17 protein-coding genes are annotated in these 15,236 nt (G+C 62.8%); 14 read left to right on the top strand and 3 right to left on the bottom strand.

Annotated elements, in window-relative coordinates:
• Window positions 1-101: 101 nt before the first annotated feature.
• From AS189_RS00710 to AS189_RS00665, 10 genes are all read left to right on the top strand, one after another.
• Window positions 102-407: a hypothetical protein gene (locus tag AS189_RS00710; RefSeq protein WP_062285558.1), complete on the top strand. Its 306-nt coding sequence runs from the start codon at window positions 102-104 to the stop codon at window positions 405-407.
• 180 nt (window positions 408-587) lie between these two features.
• Window positions 588-1,088: an Asp23/Gls24 family envelope stress response protein gene (locus tag AS189_RS00705; protein ID WP_082634460.1), complete on the top strand. Its 501-nt coding sequence runs from the start codon at window positions 588-590 to the stop codon at window positions 1,086-1,088.
• On the top strand, window positions 1,085-1,276 hold the full coding sequence (locus AS189_RS00700; protein WP_062285554.1) for a DUF2273 domain-containing protein: 192 nt from the start codon (window positions 1,085-1,087) through the stop codon (window positions 1,274-1,276). The genes AS189_RS00705 and AS189_RS00700 overlap by 4 nt, the downstream gene beginning before the upstream one ends.
• Window positions 1,273-1,686: a hypothetical protein gene (locus tag AS189_RS00695; protein ID WP_062285553.1), complete on the top strand. Its 414-nt coding sequence runs from the start codon at window positions 1,273-1,275 to the stop codon at window positions 1,684-1,686. The genes AS189_RS00700 and AS189_RS00695 overlap by 4 nt, the downstream gene beginning before the upstream one ends.
• Window positions 1,683-2,273: a hypothetical protein gene (locus tag AS189_RS00690; protein ID WP_062285551.1), complete on the top strand. Its 591-nt coding sequence runs from the start codon at window positions 1,683-1,685 to the stop codon at window positions 2,271-2,273. Before AS189_RS00695 ends, AS189_RS00690 begins: the two co-directional genes overlap by 4 nt.
• Window positions 2,270-2,926, top strand: a complete 657-nt coding sequence (locus AS189_RS00685) for a hypothetical protein (protein ID WP_062285549.1) — start codon at window positions 2,270-2,272, stop codon at window positions 2,924-2,926. The genes AS189_RS00690 and AS189_RS00685 overlap by 4 nt, the downstream gene beginning before the upstream one ends.
• 22 nt (window positions 2,927-2,948) lie before the next feature.
• On the top strand, window positions 2,949-3,206 hold the full coding sequence (locus AS189_RS00680; protein WP_062285547.1) for a GlsB/YeaQ/YmgE family stress response membrane protein: 258 nt from the start codon (window positions 2,949-2,951) through the stop codon (window positions 3,204-3,206).
• A 121-nt stretch (window positions 3,207-3,327) separates the two neighbouring features.
• Complete coding sequence (locus AS189_RS00675) at window positions 3,328-3,897, top strand: RNA polymerase sigma factor (protein ID WP_237759940.1); 570 nt, start codon at window positions 3,328-3,330, stop codon at window positions 3,895-3,897.
• Window positions 3,894-4,505, top strand: coding sequence for an Asp23/Gls24 family envelope stress response protein (locus AS189_RS00670; RefSeq protein ID WP_129587109.1), 612 nt, complete (start codon window positions 3,894-3,896; stop codon window positions 4,503-4,505). The genes AS189_RS00675 and AS189_RS00670 overlap by 4 nt, the downstream gene beginning before the upstream one ends.
• Window positions 4,502-4,969: a hypothetical protein gene (locus tag AS189_RS00665; RefSeq protein WP_062285544.1), complete on the top strand. Its 468-nt coding sequence runs from the start codon at window positions 4,502-4,504 to the stop codon at window positions 4,967-4,969. Before AS189_RS00670 ends, AS189_RS00665 begins: the two co-directional genes overlap by 4 nt.
• A gap of 44 nt (window positions 4,970-5,013) precedes the next feature.
• Here the strand turns inward: AS189_RS00665 and AS189_RS00660 are convergent, their stop codons facing one another.
• Window positions 5,014-5,940 (bottom strand): RluA family pseudouridine synthase, encoded by a 927-nt coding sequence (locus AS189_RS00660; protein WP_062285541.1) that lies wholly within the window; start codon window positions 5,938-5,940, stop codon window positions 5,014-5,016.
• Between the two features lie 152 nt (window positions 5,941-6,092).
• On the opposite strand from AS189_RS00660, the gene AS189_RS00655 reads away from it, so the two are divergent.
• The 3 genes from AS189_RS00655 (at window position 6,093) to AS189_RS00645 (ending at window position 8,464) form a co-directional block, all read left to right on the top strand.
• Window positions 6,093-6,680 (top strand): RNA polymerase sigma factor, encoded by a 588-nt coding sequence (locus AS189_RS00655; protein WP_062285539.1) that lies wholly within the window; start codon window positions 6,093-6,095, stop codon window positions 6,678-6,680.
• Window positions 6,655-7,689, top strand: a complete 1,035-nt coding sequence (locus AS189_RS00650; protein WP_062285537.1) for a CU044_5270 family protein — start codon at window positions 6,655-6,657, stop codon at window positions 7,687-7,689. Before AS189_RS00655 ends, AS189_RS00650 begins: the two co-directional genes overlap by 26 nt.
• Window positions 7,690-7,828: 139 nt before the next feature.
• Window positions 7,829-8,464, top strand: a complete 636-nt coding sequence (locus tag AS189_RS00645; RefSeq protein ID WP_062285535.1) for a maleylpyruvate isomerase family mycothiol-dependent enzyme — start codon at window positions 7,829-7,831, stop codon at window positions 8,462-8,464.
• Between the two features lies 1 nt (window position 8,465).
• On the opposite strand, the gene AS189_RS00640 is transcribed toward AS189_RS00645, so the two are convergent.
• Window positions 8,466-9,287 (bottom strand): DNA-formamidopyrimidine glycosylase family protein, encoded by an 822-nt coding sequence (locus AS189_RS00640; RefSeq protein ID WP_062285533.1) that lies wholly within the window; start codon window positions 9,285-9,287, stop codon window positions 8,466-8,468.
• Window positions 9,280-14,325 carry an Lhr family ATP-dependent helicase gene (locus tag AS189_RS00635; protein WP_062285531.1) on the bottom strand — a complete coding sequence of 1,682 codons (5,046 nt, stop codon included), beginning with the start codon at window positions 14,323-14,325 and terminating at the stop codon, window positions 9,280-9,282. The genes AS189_RS00640 and AS189_RS00635 overlap by 8 nt, the downstream gene beginning before the upstream one ends.
• A gap of 230 nt (window positions 14,326-14,555) precedes the next feature.
• On the opposite strand from AS189_RS00635, the gene AS189_RS00630 reads away from it, so the two are divergent.
• Window positions 14,556-15,110 (top strand): hypothetical protein, encoded by a 555-nt coding sequence (locus AS189_RS00630; RefSeq protein ID WP_160320788.1) that lies wholly within the window; start codon window positions 14,556-14,558, stop codon window positions 15,108-15,110.
• Window positions 15,111-15,236 lie beyond the last annotated feature (126 nt).

The raw sequence follows: 15,236 nt of genomic DNA, 5'->3' as shown, positions 1-15,236 counted from the left end.
GATAAAGACGGCGCTTGCGGGAAAAGACACCGGTAGACGGCCGTCTTTTCCCGCAAGCGCCATCTTTTTTGCATGAGACGGGCCGCCGATAGGCTGGAACCATGCCTTCCTTCCGCGCCACCATCCAAATCACCGGCCTGCGCCCCGGCCACGCCCCCGAAGAAGTCATGGATATGGCGGTTGCTGCCGTGGGATCGGCTCATGTGGTTGAGGCAAACCAGCTGGACATTGTGGCCGGCATCCCGCGCATCACCGTCCGCTTCATGGTGGAGGCCAGCGAATACGACGCCGAGAACCAGTTTGCCCGTCACGCCGCCATCTCTTTGGCTCAGGGAGTCAACGAAGTGGCCACCACGGGTGCGTTGCGCACCTATCGCCGCTCTGCTGGCAAATGGCTCACCGTCTAAGTTTCTTAGTGCAAGGTGGCACCGAAAACCCCGCATTTCCGTCACCGAAATAGAATGTGACGCAGTTCACAGTGATTTGACCGTGACGATGTTACCGTTCAGTACGCCTTACTTGTGTAGGCGCCAATCGGCACCGAGCTTGAATAAATACTGACACGAAGAACTTCGGGAGTGATTATTTTGACTACTCAGCCTCAGATCAAGAACAACGCATCAACCAACAGTGCCAATAACTCAGCCAAGCAGACGGTCACCAGCCGCGGCACCACCACGGTTGCAGACGGCGTGGTGGCCAAGGTTGCCGGCATTGCCGCTCAGGACATCCCCGGCGTATACGCACTCGGCGGCGGCGCAGCACGCGCCTTGGGCAGCATCCGCGAAGCCGTGGGCCAGAAGGATCTGACCCAGGGCGTCAGCGTCGAGGTCGGTCAGACCCAGGTGGCAGTGGATGTGACACTCGTGGTGGAATACCCGCACCCGCTGCAAAAGGTTGCGGACGCTGTGCGCGACGCCATCTACGCAGCCGTCGAAGATGTAGTTGGCATGGAAGTGACAGAGGTTAACGTCTCCATCACTGACATCCACATCCCGTCCGAAGACGATGAGAAGCCTGCTGCGAACAAGCGCACCGACGTCGTTGCAGACGATCAGGTGAACCAGCGCGAAGCTCGCGTCTCATGAGTGCCACCTTGGCAGGAACGGCCATAGCTGCAACCCTCGCCATCTCGGCTTTGGCCTTCGGATTTTGGGCCATGCTGCTGGTGGCTCTGTTCATGGCAGTCGGCGCAGTGATCGGGCGAAGCATTGACGGCAGCCTGGACCTACGAGGTGTCATTGACGCCCTTCGCGGGAAGCGCACTTCCTCATGAGTGCCGGCACGCTGGGGATTAAGGGGGTTGCACAAGAGTCAGCTGTGCACAGCCGTCCACGAATGCGTGCCGGGTACACCAGCATTTCCGCCGGCACCATGGACAAGTTGGTAGCAGCTATTGCTGCTGACGCCTTCAACGTTCCGCTCAAGGACGTGCGGGCCGGGGTGCACGATCAGTCGGGACAAGTTAGCGTCTCGCTCGCCGTGCCCTTGGTTCTGCGCCTAGCTGCTGAGCTAAATGGCCGTAGCGAGACGAACGGTGGCACCGTGTTTGAGCGGGCCGCGTCAGGCCGGCAACGTGTTACTCAAGGCATTGAGGTGCTGGCTGGCTCAACTGTGGGTCGCGTAGATGTCCGCTTCACCGGTATTCATGAACCAGATCCAAGGAACGCGGGGAGAGTCCAATGAGAGATGAACAAGCGCGTGAGGCGCGGATCATCAACAGGCTGAACGTGCGTGAAACACGTTCCAGCAGGGCGGTGGTGTCCATCGCGGTAGCTGCGGTTTTGCTGGTGGCGGCGCTGTGGCTGGCTCTGGAACTGGTGCTTTCGACAACGCAGAATGCGCCAGTGCTCATGAGCCCTGCAGAGCTGGCTCAACGCCTCGCGTCGCTGGCCACGCAGACTGTCCCCGGGGCGCTTGTTGCCGTCGGGGTGGCCGCAGCATTGCTAGGGATATTCCTCCTGGCTATGGCGGTGCTCCCGGGAACAAAAGCACGTCAAGTGATCGCAAACAACCGTTCGGCCGTAGTGGTCGACAATGCCGTTCTTGCCTCAGCGCTCTCCCGGACTGCCCGTACGGCGGCCCGTCTGGCACCTGAGCAGGTTGCCACGAGTGTCGGCCGCAAACGCATTGACGTGAGCGTTCACCCCAGCTCAGGCCGGGTAGTTGACACAGAGCACATCCGGGAAAGCGTGGCACGTGAAGTGACGTTCTACGGGCTGCGCAAACCCTTGGCTGTTGGCGTCACGACCAGCACGGCGGTGGGTTCATGAACGGGACCCATCGCGGTCTGAACCGCGCATTGTTGGGGGTGCTCGGATTGGTCCTTGTCGCAGCAGGAGCCAGCACCATACTGGCGGGGACCAACCCGGCATTCGCCCGGCGCTGGACCACAGCCGGCACCGAAGTCTGGGCCGGGGTCCAGGGCAGCTTGGCAGCTGCCAAGATCCCCGGAGCGGACATCAGTTGGTGGAGTGTGGGCGTTCTTGCCGTGCTCGTCATCGTGGCTGTGCTGTTGGTGTGCTGGATCGCCTCGCAAGGGACCGGCCGCAGCAATCAGTTAGCTGCGCAGGACAATGACACCGGCAAAACTACCGTGGACACTGCGGTAGCAGCGCAAGCCATCAAGGCCGCGCTGGCAGATAACACGCATGTCCTGGCAGCGTCCGTCCAATCCTGGAATAACAAGTCCTGGACCAACAAGTCCCAGTCCGGCAAGTCCCGGAAAAATACCGGTGCTGTAACCAACTCCGGGTTGAAGATCAGTATCCAAACCCGGAAAGGTGCCTCACCCGTTGAGGTGATGGCCGCCGTCGACCATTTGGTGGAGGGCCTCGATCAACTTTTAGGTTTCCGTCTACCCGTGCTGGTCCGTATCAAGGCCGGCACACGAACACTATTTGCCCGCACCGAACGCGTGGCATAAACAAATACACAAGGAGTACATTATGGGTTTCTTTAGCTTCATCATTCTGGGTTTGATCGTCGGAGCCATCGTCAAGGCAATCATGCCGGGCAAGGTGCAGGGCGGCTGGATCACCAGCATCATCCTGGGCGTGGTCGGTGCCATCGTCGGTGGGTGGCTGGGTTCCATCATTTTCAACGTTGATCTGGGATCGTTCTTTAACATCAAAACGTGGCTGTTGTCGATCGGTGGCGGCCTGGTAGTTGCAGCTGCCTACGGCGCCATCAAGGGCCGCAAGTAAGGGACAGCAATGGCCGGCAGACGCATTCGCGCTGCCGGCCATCGGCGCGTATATGCTCGCCCATAAGTTCTCATGCCCCGCTGCTCATACTCGCCCCGCGAATCCCGAAAGGCACACGCCGGTGAAACAACTGCAGGACCTGCCCCACAAACTAGCTGATGCCCCGGACGCCGTTTTGGCCGAACGGGCCGGCGACGGGGATGTTGCCGCCTTTGAAATGCTGGCGCGCAGGCACGCGCCACTCATGCGCGCCTATGCCCGGCGTCTGGTCAACTCGCATGCCGAGGCCGACGACGTCGTGCAAGAAGCGCTCATTGCGGCATGGAAAGACATTGCTCATTTGCAGGACGGAACCGCCGCGAAGGCGTGGCTCATGCGGATTGTGTCCCGTCGCGCTGTGGACACCGGCCGGCGTCGAAAGTCCCATGACAACCTTGACGACCAGCCTGAGGCGCCAGACTCCTTGCCCACGCCGGAGCAGGTCGCGGTGGCCGGGTCCGCGCGTCGTGCCTTGAATATCGCGTTGTCTAGGCTGCCTGAGGAACAGCGAAGATGCTGGGTTTTGAAGGAATTGGGCGGTCAATCCTATGAGGAGATCGCTGCGGCGCTGGGAATTAGCGCCGCCAGCGTCCGCGGCCGGTTGGCCAGGGCGCGGACAACGCTCATGAAGGAAATGGAGGAATGGCGATGAACCCCACGCATGATTGCGATCGGCGCATCGAAGCCCTCAGCGACTATTTGGACAGCGGTACGTCCCCCGACGCCGAGCACATTGAGCATTGCCCGCAGTGTCAGGCACAACTTGCCGGGCTGCGCAGCCTTAGTGCCGCGGCGCTTTTGATGATGGACGACGACGTTGCTTCCGCAGCTGCCGATGACACCGGCTGGCTTGATGGCATCTTGGCGAACCTGCGCTTGGAGTCACGGGCGGGCCGCTCGATTCCGCTCAGTGGCGGCGGCGCGGATGACGGCGAATTGGACGAGTTGAGTGAGACCGAAGGCGCCGTCATTGCGCTGGTCCGCACTGTTGGCGATTCCTTGGGCGGGGTGCTCATTGGGCGCTGCCAGCTCGATGGAGACGTCAGCGTGCCTGGAGCCCCGGTGGATGTGAAGATCAATGTCTCAGCCCGTTACGGTTACCCGCTGCCGTCGCTCGCGGAGGAGTTGCGTGACGCTGTTTTTGCCGAGTTGCTGGTGGAAACAGAGCTCAATGTGATGGCCGTGCATGTGACTTTCACGGATATGCGGCCACCGGTGGTCGGCAATGGTTACGGCGAATCAGGGAAAGGGCGCTCATGAGCCTCGAAGACGATATCCACCAGTTGGTGCTGGCCATGGAGGGCGTGGCCACGGTCTATGCCGCTGACCCGGTGTGGCTGAGCGCGCTCAAGCAGCTGGGCTCACTGGTGGATCCCGGCAGCGCCGCGGCGCCGGTTCCCTTTGTGGTGTGCTCTGAGGCAGAGACTGCAGAGGCGGTGTCTGACGCGGACGACGGCGGCACCCGGGAACGCGGCGCCGTCGCCTTGGGCGAGGCATCCTCGCCGGACGCAGCTTCTGCGGATGGCCGGCCCGTCGTCAGCGACAAGACTGTCCTCACCGCCAAGTCCGTCCTGACCGTCAAGATCCGGATCGGTACCGACGGCACCTTGCCGGCGCCCGCCATGGCCCGGTCGGTGGCCGGTGCGATCCGTACCTTGGTCACAGCACGCCAACCCGATGCTCAAGTGAAGGCCGTCGTGGAGATTTCCGCGATCGGCGTCTGATCGGATCGAAGGCTGAAAGCGCCCTAGCTCAGGCTGAATGCGCCTTACTGGTGGTCTGGGAACTCGGACAGTTCCAGCTTTGAGGAGTACTTCACCGGTTCGCGAGTCAGCGGGTCGGTGAAGGCAATGCTGTGGGCCAGCAGCTGCAGGGGTTTGGAGTAATCGTCCGGGGCCTGATCGTGTAGTACGGGGTAGAAGGAGTCGTTCATGATGCCGATGCCCTGGGAAGCAAGATGAACCCGCAGCTGGTGGGTTTTACCGGTGTGCGGCTGGAGATCGTAGAGGCCCAGTGTCTGGCCGGTGGCGGCATCAACGCGGGTATCCATGAGCTCAATGCGGGTTTCAGCATTGGGCTCCCCCTCTATTTCTTGAGCTAAAAGATACGTGCGTGACTTGATCATGCGGCTACGCACCACCAGCGGAAATTCCAGGTCCTCGCGTACCGGGGCCACGGCGCGGTAGGTCTTTTCAATGCGGCGCTTTTCAAAGAGCAGTTGGTACTTGCCACGGGTGTCCGGGTTGGCGGAAAACAGCAGCACGCCAGCGGTCATGCGGTCCAAACGGTGAATCGGCACCAAATCCGGGGCGTCCAGCAGAACCCGGAGGCGGACTAGCGCCGATTCCTGCACATACATGCCACCCGGTGTGGTGGGCAGGAAGTGCGGTTTATCCACCACCACCAGGTTGTCGTCCTGGTGCAGGATGGACAGCTCAACCGGGAGACGCTTTTCAACGGGCAGCTCACGGTAGTACCAAATGAACATGTGTTCGTTCAAGGGTGTGGTGGGTGTGACGATTTCCCCGTCAATGGCCCGGACCTCGCCGCGCACAAACCTATCCACAATGCCGGCAGAATCCACATGGCCAAACTTATCCAGCACAAATTCCATGGCCGTTGCCCACGGGCCTTCGTCGGGGACTCGCACGCGTGTTGCATTGACGCCATTGCGGACGGGAAGGGGAGATTTCATCACTCTTCAAGGGTACCGAGGCTTGCGGAGGGCTCGGACCACGCGGCTTGCTATGGTGAAATCGATCATCGGGGGACAGACTGCGGGAAGACCAGGACGCGCGCATCCGTGACGACCGTGAACTCTTTTGCGGCCACCGTGCAATACATGGTGTGACTACAGACAGCGACATTATTCGTGGATCCGGTGAGAACCCTCAAGTTTTCACTGCGCTCTACGACAAATATGCCCGGATGATCTACCGGTATGCGGCCCGCCGCGCCGGTGAATCGGCAGCCGAGGACGTTATGGCCGAAACTTTTCTGATCGCTTTTGAGCGGCGGGATTCCTTTGACCATGCGTGGGCGGATGCCCGTCCTTGGTTGTTCGGCATTGCCACGAATCTGCTGCGCAAGCATCATCGGACCGAGGCGAAAATACTCAAGGTGCTTGCCAAGTCGTCGGGCCGTGACGCCTACGCCGACAGCACCGAGCGGATTGCTGAGCAGCTGGATGCTGCGGCAGCTACCTCGGCGTTGGCGGCGGCGTTGCGGAAACTTTCCGCGGTGGACAGGGAATGCATCCTGCTCTATGCCTGGGCGGAGCTGAATTATGAGGGTATTGCCGAAGCCACCAAGGTACCCATCGGCACTGTGAGGTCACGACTCAACCGGGCCCGGCGCATCCTTAAAGCAGCTGCCGGCTCCCACCAGAACAACACCGAGGAGGCAGATCATGGACGAGCTCAAACTACTGCGTGAGATGCGCAGCGACATCCCGATCGTGAAAGACTCCGTGATCGAGCGTGGCCATGAGCGGTTGCTGCAGCGGATCGCCCCTGAGCATAAGAAGCGAAATAAACGACGCCGGACTAAAGGTTTGCGGATCGCGATGGGGTCCCTGGCAACGCTGGCTTTGGTAACGGCGCTGGTGGTCGGCAATGTGGTGGGCCTCGCGGGCTGGCGCGGCGCAGCCTCGGCCGAGGCCGCCGAAGCACTCAACCATGCAGCAGAGTTGACCATCAAAACCGCAGACCCGGTGGTGGGCCCTGGCCAATATCTAAAGATTGAGAGTACCAACCTCTGGCCTTCCGGGGCAGCCGGGGCAAGCCCTGCTGGCTACGATGGGCCTCCCAGCAAACAGTGGTTCTGGTTGGACACCGAAAAGATCGCCACGTACATTCCTGCCAATCGCCAGGATGAGTGGGTAATGGTCCGATCGGGCCGCATCCCCACCACGTTCTTTGACGCAGAAACCAAGGACTTTGTGCAGAAGACCCAAGGGCTTCAGGGTGCTACCCCGCAGACGTGGCGAGGGAAGGGCGGTGCATTCCAGGATGGACCATCGGGGATGCCCAGTGAAAGTGACCTAGCGTCGCTGCCACGGAATCCGTATTTGTTACTGAACAGCATCTACAAACAATCACTTGGCAAAGGAGACTCGCTTGATTCCCAAGCCATGATCGAAATCGCGGCTCTCTTGCGCACCGGTCTAGTTCCCGCCGATTTGCGTGCGGCGCTGTACAAGGCGGCCGCTATGATCCCGGGAGTCACTCTGGTGGATAAGCAAGCAACTTTGGACGGTCAGGTGGGCATTGCCATCGGCCGGGTTGAACGGAACGCAGTACGCAAGGACATCATCATTGATCCTGTGACGGGGCAACTGATCGGCGAACGGACTGTCACGTTGCAGGCCGATGGCCCTATCCCTGCGGGAACAGCCGGTGAATGGACCACCATCCGAACCACGGTGGTTGACTCGGCTCCGTAAAACTGGTCGTGGGGCAAACAACAAAAAATCTTGCTGGTGCGGGTGGTTCAACGAACGGGACCAACTGCACCAGCAGACTGCGTTAATGCGTGCTCGCCTAGGATTGGAGTCACACAAACGGCATAGGGGAAAAATAACCATGGCAAAGATTCAGGACAACGAGCTATGGGCCTTGGCGCACGCTGAACGGGTCGCGCTCGCGGAAGATTTGGCTAGCCTGACACCGGCCCAATGGCATCACGAATCATTGTGTGGAGCATGGGATGTTGAACAGGTCGTGGCCCATCTGAGTGCCGCGGCAAGCATTGGCCAATGGCGGTGGATCCGCAGCATGCTCGGCGCGCGGTTCCGCCCAGACGTGCACAACCTACGCCGCCTGCGCGAGTATCTGGGCGCCACTCCGGAGGCGACCCTGGAACAGTTCCGGGCCCTCATCACCAGCACCACGGCTCCCACGTCCGACACCGCTGCCTACCTGGGCGAAGTTCTGGTCCATGCCGAAGATATTCGCTTTCCGTTGGGGTTTAGCCACACTCCGTCCATGGATGCGCTCATGCCAGTTGCAGAGTTTTATGCCCTTCGTGACTTCGCCGTTCCCAGCAGGAGCAACGCAGCGGGCCTGCGTCTGAAGGCTGACGACGGCCCATTTGCTGCCGGAAACGGTCCCCTTATTGAGGGGCCGACGCTGTCTCTGGTGATGGTCATGGCCGGGCGCCGGGCGCATCTGGACAAGCTCCACGGTTCAGGCGTTCAGGTCCTGCGCTCACGCCTGTAACTCACCCCTTTAACGGCAAAGGCTGGCAGCGTGGGCACCAATAAATGTCCCGGGCGGCGCGGGTAGGAAAAGCCGGATCGGGCAATTTGGCATGACGGATCAGCGCTCCGCACCGCTTGCAGGGTTTCCCGGCCAAACCATAGACCCATGAGGCTGCCTCGCCCCGCGCCGGCCCTCCAGTGGTGGAGCGTTGCGACCGGTCCTTGTTCACCTCGAGCAGCCGCTTGGCCAGCGCCACCATCCGCGGAAGATCAGGCACACCCTCAACCGCCGTGGACGGGTGCACTCGGCTCAGGAAACATAGCTCATTGCGGTAAATGTTGCCGATCCCGGCCAGGTTTCGCTGGTCCAGTAGCGCCAGCCCAATGGCTCGCCCAGGATTGGCCAGCAGCCTACGCAGTGCCTCGTCCTGGTCCCAGCCCGGCCCCAGCAGATCCGGCCCAAGATGTCCCACGGCGTCCGCCACCAGCGCCTCCTGCAGGACTTCCAGCATGCCCAGCGAAAATCCCACAGCTGTTCCCAGCTTGGTTTGCAGCACCGCCCGGGCGGTGAAGGCGGGCCGCCGCCACTTTGCCGGACGGCCGTTGGCGGCTACGGGGTAGATGTCCCAGTGTCCTTCCATGGACAGATGCGAATGGATCACCTGCCCGCCCACGAACATGAGCAGGTGCTTGCCCCGCGACTCCACCCGGGACACCAGCGCTCCGGCCAAGTTCAACGTGGCATGCGCCGGAACTCTGAAGTCGCTGGACAACAATTCCTGCCCCTCAAGAACCACGCGCAGGTCCCGTGCCTGCCGCCAAACAGTATCTCCCTCAGGCACGGATCCGCACTCCTCGCGGCGAGCTGTACGCCCCTGAGGCGAGCATAGCCGCGGCCAGCGGCGTACCCAAAACCTCGCCGCCATTGACCTTTTCAATGGCCATTTTGTCGATCGCGCCGCGCTTGACCACGTTGACCAAGGCCGTACCGGCCAGCGCCACCATGGATTCATCGTCGCTGAAGCACAACAGCGTGCGCCCGCCGCGCTCCACATAGAGGACCAGTACGCCGTCGACCATCACCACCAAGGCGCCCGCCTTGCGCCCGGGCCTGTGCCCGGATTCCAGCGGCGGCCAGGGCAGGGCGGCGCCGTAGGGGTTGGCGGGATCAGTCGCGGCCAGGGCCAAAGCCTTCGGTGGACGCGGGTTCAGCGATGCGTCCTCGCTGAAGGTGCGCAACCGGTCCACTGTGGCCGAGACAGCAAACTGCGCCGCGCCGAGGTGCTCGATGAAGTAGCCGCGGCGGCATTTTCCACTCTCCTCCAGCCGGGCCAACACCTTGTACATGAGTCCGAAACCGCCGGGAAGTCCGTGGTTCATGACGGAGCCGCGCGTGACCACCCCGTACCGGTCCAGGAACAGTTCGGCGAGGGCATGACTGCGCAGGGTGGTTTGGGCGCTGTCGGTTTCGGTGGCAGGGGCCGGCAATAAACTCCAGCGCCCGGCACCCATGGGTGGGGCGCCGCGCTGCACGCCTGCGGCCCGACCCGGCAGGCGCCCATAACGGCCGGCTCGGGCAGGGCGCAGCCGCGAGGGTGGGGCTTTTTGCTTGTGCGCCGTGTGCCCGCCAGATAAGAGGGCCCGGATCGGGGCGAAGGTGTCATTGCTGATGCGCCCGGCCCAGAACAGCTCCCACAGTGCGGACATCAGATCGGTATCGGAGGCGGCCAGATCCGGGCCGTCGGCGGTCATTTCGCGCAGTTGGTGGAAGAAGTAGGCGCCGCCGGTGTGCAACGCGGCCACGATCCGTTCGTGAAATTCGGTGGGCGTGAAATCCGTCGATGGCGCCAGCGTCAGATCCACCGAATCCGCAATGTGGAGACTCAGCCAGCCATCATTCGAGCCCAAGGAACCCGCACCCGAAACCAGCACTTCACCGGTGGCCGTCAGCTCGTCCAGCATGGCGGGGGAGTAATCGGCCACGCGCGCAGCCAGCACCAGCGGTTCCCAGGCCGATGCCGGAATGGGCACGCCAGCTAACTGATCCACTACCGTCAGCACGCCGTCCAAACCCCGCAGAGCCGGGGTTCCCGCAGCGGAGGTGACATGCTGCCAGGCAGGCAGGAACAGGGCAAAGGCTGCCGCGTCAACGGGCTCAACTTCGGCACGCAGCGCCGCCAGCGATCTGCTCCGCAACTGCCGCAGAACCTGAACATCGCACCATTCCGTGGCACCATTTTCGGCACGCAGCGGCAAAAATTCACCTTCTGTGACGCGCCTGTCGGCAGCCAATCTGGCCAGCCCGGACTGTACGACGGCGACACCGAGTCCCAGCCTCGCCGCGGCTTCCGCTGCGGTGAAGGGTCCGTGGGTGCGGGCGTAACGTCCCAGCAAATCACTCAGCGGATCGGCCACGGGTTCAATGAACGCCAACGGAACACCCATGGGCAGCGGAATGCCGAGGGCATCGCGCAACCGTGCCGCATCCTCAATGGCGGCGTACCGCTCCTGACCCGCCATGTTGACCCGCAACGCGCGGTTTGCTGCGAGTAACCCAGAGAGGTGAGAGGCCGCCAGCGCCAGGTGGGCCTCGGCCACAGGCTGCTCCTGCGCCGCAGGCTGATCCTGCGCCGCTGTCTCGGAGCTGCTCTGCGTCCCAGGGCGGGCCTCGGCCACCAGATCGGGTGCGGCAGCGGCGGCAGGGGAGTGCCCGGCGTCGGACGGTTCTTGGAGTTGGGGAACCTCGGGAAGTAGCCGGGCGGCAACCTCCTCAACGCTCAACGGGCCCAACAATCGGAGCAGATCTGCCACCCCTTCAAGGCCACGCACGCGGCGATCGGCGTCGCCGCCCGCACCAGCCAGGCGCTGCAGCTGGGCCGCGGTGGCGGCGATGACAGCCGGATCGAGCAGCTCGCGCAGCTCGGCCCGGCCCAGCAGCTCATCGAGCAGCGCGGGATCTAGGGAGAGGGCGGCGGCGCGGCGTTCGGCGAGCGGGGAATCACCCTCGTAGAGAAAGCTGGCCACGTAGCCGAACAAGAGAGAGCGGGCGAAAGGTGACGGTTCATTGGTGGTGGTTTCCACGATCCGCAGCTCACGCCGCTCGATCGAGGAGGCAATGCCCTTCAGCGCAGGGAGATCGTAGACATCCTGCAGGCATTCGCGCACGGTTTCCAGCACGATCGGGAACTGCGGGTACTTGCGGGCAACATCGAGCAGTTGGGCCGAGCGCTGGCGCTGCTGCCATAGGGGCGAACGCTTGCCCGGATTCTGCCGGGGGAGCAGCAGTGCGCGGGCGGCACACTCGCGGAAACGGCTGGCAAAGAGCGCAGATCCGCCCACTTCGGCCGTAACGATTCCGTCCAGTTCTTCGGGGTCAAACATGAATAAGTCAGCGCCGGGCGGCTCATCGTCCATGAGGGGAACGCGCAGCACAATGCCGTCGTCAGAAGCCATGGCCGAGCCGTCTAAGCCATAGCGTTCGTGCAGGCGAGCGGCCACTGCCAGCGCCCACGGAGCGTGAACCGGCATGCCGAAGGGACTGTGCAGCACCACGCGCCAGTCACCGAGCTCGTCGTGGAAGCGTTCCACCATGAGCGTCTTGTCATCGGGAACGGTAGTGGTGGCGGCCTTTTGCTCGTCGAGATAGCCAAGCAAGTTATTGGCAGCCCACTCATCCAAGCCGGTGGCCTCGCAGCGGGCCAGGGCCTTTTTACGTGGGGCGGCGCTGACTTCACGGATGAAGGCACCCAGTGCGCGGCCCAATTCAACCGGGCGGCCCAGGGAATCGCCCTTCCAGAACGGCAGCTTGCCGGGTTGGCCGAAGGCAGGGGAGACCAGCACGCGGTCAAAGGTAATGTCCTCGATCTTCCAGCTTGTGGCGCCGAGGGCAAAGACATCACCCACCCGGGACTCGTAGACCATCTCCTCATCGAGTTCGCCCACGCGCCGGCCGCCCTTGTTGGCGGTTCCGGCCGCGCCCGGCTCGTCTGAACCAATAATGAAGACACCAAAGAGGCCGCGGTCCGGGATGGTTCCGCCGGAAGTGACGGCCAGCCGCTGGGCTCCGGGGCGGCCGGTGATGGTGCCAGCGGTGCGGTCCCAGACAATGCGCGGACGCAGCTCGGCAAATTCGTCAGAGGGGTAGCGTCCGGCCAGCAAGTCCAGCGTGGCATCGAAGGCTGACCGCGGGAGGGCAGCAAAGGGGGCGCTGCGCCGCACGGTCTCAAACCACTCATCGACGCCAATGGATTCCAGGGCCGTGGCGGCTACGGTTTGTTGGGCGAGGATGTCCAGCGGGTTGGCTGGGATCGAGAGCGGTTCGATCTGGCCGGCAAGCATCCGCTCGACAGTAACAGCAGAATGCAGCAAATCAGCCCGGTGTTTGGGGAAGAGCAAGCCCTCGGAAATCTCGCCTACCTGGTGCCCGGCACGTCCCACCCGCTGCAGCCCGCTGGCCACCGAAGGCGGGGACTCCACCTGGATCACCAAGTCCACAGCACCCATGTCGATGCCCAATTCCAGACTGGACGTGGCCACAACTGCGCGTAGCCGCCCGGACTTGAGATCGTCCTCGATCAGCGCCCGCTGCTCCTTGGACACCGAGCCGTGGTGCGCCTTGGCGAGGACATTGGGGGCACCCGCCACGGCCCCGGCCTGGGCCATCATCTCCGCCGGCAGCCGAGCCTCGCCAGCTCGGCCGGGGCCCCTCGCGGGCGTGGGCCCATCCGCCGGCAGCCGAGCGGGGGACCGTGCGGTCCGCCACGGATCGACGGAGGAGGGTGCGGCGTCGATCCCCACCAGCTCCCCGGCCTCGCCCGCTCGGCCGGGGCCCCTCGCTGGCGTGGGCCCGGCGTCAGCGGACTCAGCCAGGTCAGCCAGTTCCAGCCGCTCCAGATAAATCTCGTTGAGCCGCCCGGTCAAGCGCTCGGCCAGTCGGCGGGAGTTTGCGAAGATGATGGTGGATTTCTTCGCCAGGACGGCGTCTACAATCTTTTCCTCCACATGCGGCCAGATGGAGGCGTTCGGCTGCAGTCCGGAGGCTGGGCCGAGATCGTGGGCGGCGGCGAGGGCGGGCAGTTCCGTCATGTCCGCGACCGGCACCGTGACGCCCAGATTCCACGTCTTGGTGCTGGCCGGAGCAACGATGCTGACCGGGGCCTGACCGCCCAGAAAGCGGGCCACCGTGGAATGCGGCTCCACCGTGGCGGACAGTCCGATGCGTTGGGCCGGTGTTTCCAGGAGCGCATCGAGGCGCTCAAGGGATACTGCCAGATGGGCTCCGCGCTTGGTGCCGGCGACGGCGTGGACCTCGTCGATGATGATGGTGTGGACGGCTGTGAGTGTTTCCCGCGCCTTGGAGGTCAGCATCAAATACAGGGACTCGGGGGTGGTGATCAAGATGTCTGGCGGATGGCTGAGCAGGCGGCGGCGCTCATTGGTGGGGGTATCCCCGGATCTCACCCCGACGCTGACGGTTGGGGCGTCTAGACCGAGCCGGGCAGCTGTTTGGGTGATGCCGATCAATGGTGCGCGCAGGTTCCGTTCAACGTCCACACCGAGAGCCTTCAAGGGGGAGATATAGAGGACGCTGGTGCCCCGTTTGGGTGCTGTGCGTGTTTCTGGGGCTGTGGCAGCCGACTCCGGGGAACTGTTTCTGGCAATGAGACCATCCAGGGCCCAAAGAAAGGCGGCCAAGGTTTTACCGGAACCGGTGGGTGCCACCACAAGGGAGTGAACCCCGTTGGATACCGCGTCCCAGGCGCCAGCCTGAGCCGGGGTTGGGGAGCCGAAGGCGCCCAGAAACCACTCGCGGGTCGGTTCCGCGAACTGGCTCATTGCACCCATTTGGCTTGTTTCGTCCACGGCTCCATCATGCCGCATGCCACTGACATTGTGCGCCCGGCACGATGGGAAAAGCTGTTCCCGGACAAACAGTTAGTCAGCAACACTGTCAGAATTTGTCTTCTGGTCCAGAAGTGTCAGTGGCGCGCTGTAATCTATCGGTAGGAGCGGCAAAGATTGCCGAGGCCGGTCCGTTATTTGAAACGTGTCTGCCGATACTCCTGATAAAGACGATCTGGGGAGGTCGAAGGGCAGTGCAGACACGCCATGTGGGGAATAATTGGGTTCCCTTGTTGGGTTTCGCGCTCCTCTTTTTGATCTCCGGAGCCATCAGCATGATGACCCAACATGGCAACGGTGCTGACGCTGGCTTCTTGGCAACAGGCACCCTCATAGTGAGTGTCGGCAGCGCTGCCTGGCTGTGGAAGCACCCCTCATGGTGGATTGCTCCACGCAACCACTACCTGTACCTTGCCGGCGGCACGGTGCTGGGCGTTGGGCTGTCCGCCTTACTGCCGTTCCTCAATGGCGCAGGGCCTTGGATGGTCCTGGGTGCGGCCATTGTGGTTTACGGATATTTTGAACGCTTGCGCCTCCTGATGACGCTCGGCTCAGGGGTGATGCTGGCGGGCCTGCTCGCTGCGCTGATCCGCACCGATATCTGGGGTGGTGCACTGCACCTGCTGACCACTGCCATGCTGGCCATCGGCGCTTACCGGCTGCACATGATGCGCCACGGGCGCCGCCGGGAATCGGCAGACAGTGAGCCGGATTTCATTGGTTCCTTCGAAGAGTTCGACCGCGATGAGGCTCGCCGACCCTAAGTCGAAGGGGCGCGCTGCGGGGAGCCGTGGAGCGTGGTGAATTGCTCATGGACGGACTTGAATTACGGCCGCGCACGTAGGTGTGGATTATGAATCAGGCTTTTGACAGTTATTTTCTTTCGATAT

The organism is Arthrobacter alpinus (assembly GCF_001445575.1).
GTDB lineage: Bacteria > Actinomycetota > Actinomycetes > Actinomycetales > Micrococcaceae > Specibacter > Specibacter alpinus_C.
Note: the sequence above shows the minus strand (reverse complement) of the source record. Positions and strands in the feature narration are given on the sequence as shown.

Coding starts and splice junctions, on each gene's coding strand:
- AS189_RS00710 (WP_062285558.1), top strand. CDS start 102: ATGCCTTCCTTCCGCGCCACCATCCAAATCACCGGCCTGCGCCCCGGC.
- AS189_RS00700 (WP_062285554.1), top strand. CDS start 1,085: ATGAGTGCCACCTTGGCAGGAACGGCCATAGCTGCAACCCTCGCCATC.
- AS189_RS00695 (WP_062285553.1), top strand. CDS start 1,273: ATGAGTGCCGGCACGCTGGGGATTAAGGGGGTTGCACAAGAGTCAGCT.
- AS189_RS00690 (WP_062285551.1), top strand. CDS start 1,683: ATGAGAGATGAACAAGCGCGTGAGGCGCGGATCATCAACAGGCTGAAC.
- AS189_RS00685 (WP_062285549.1), top strand. CDS start 2,270: ATGAACGGGACCCATCGCGGTCTGAACCGCGCATTGTTGGGGGTGCTC.
- AS189_RS00680 (WP_062285547.1), top strand. CDS start 2,949: ATGGGTTTCTTTAGCTTCATCATTCTGGGTTTGATCGTCGGAGCCATC.
- AS189_RS00670 (WP_129587109.1), top strand. CDS start 3,894: ATGAACCCCACGCATGATTGCGATCGGCGCATCGAAGCCCTCAGCGAC.
- AS189_RS00665 (WP_062285544.1), top strand. CDS start 4,502: ATGAGCCTCGAAGACGATATCCACCAGTTGGTGCTGGCCATGGAGGGC.
- AS189_RS00660 (WP_062285541.1), bottom strand. CDS start 5,940: ATGAAATCTCCCCTTCCCGTCCGCAATGGCGTCAATGCAACACGCGTG.
- AS189_RS00650 (WP_062285537.1), top strand. CDS start 6,655: ATGGACGAGCTCAAACTACTGCGTGAGATGCGCAGCGACATCCCGATC.
- AS189_RS00645 (WP_062285535.1), top strand. CDS start 7,829: ATGGCAAAGATTCAGGACAACGAGCTATGGGCCTTGGCGCACGCTGAA.
- AS189_RS00635 (WP_062285531.1), bottom strand. CDS start 14,325: ATGCGGCATGATGGAGCCGTGGACGAAACAAGCCAAATGGGTGCAATG.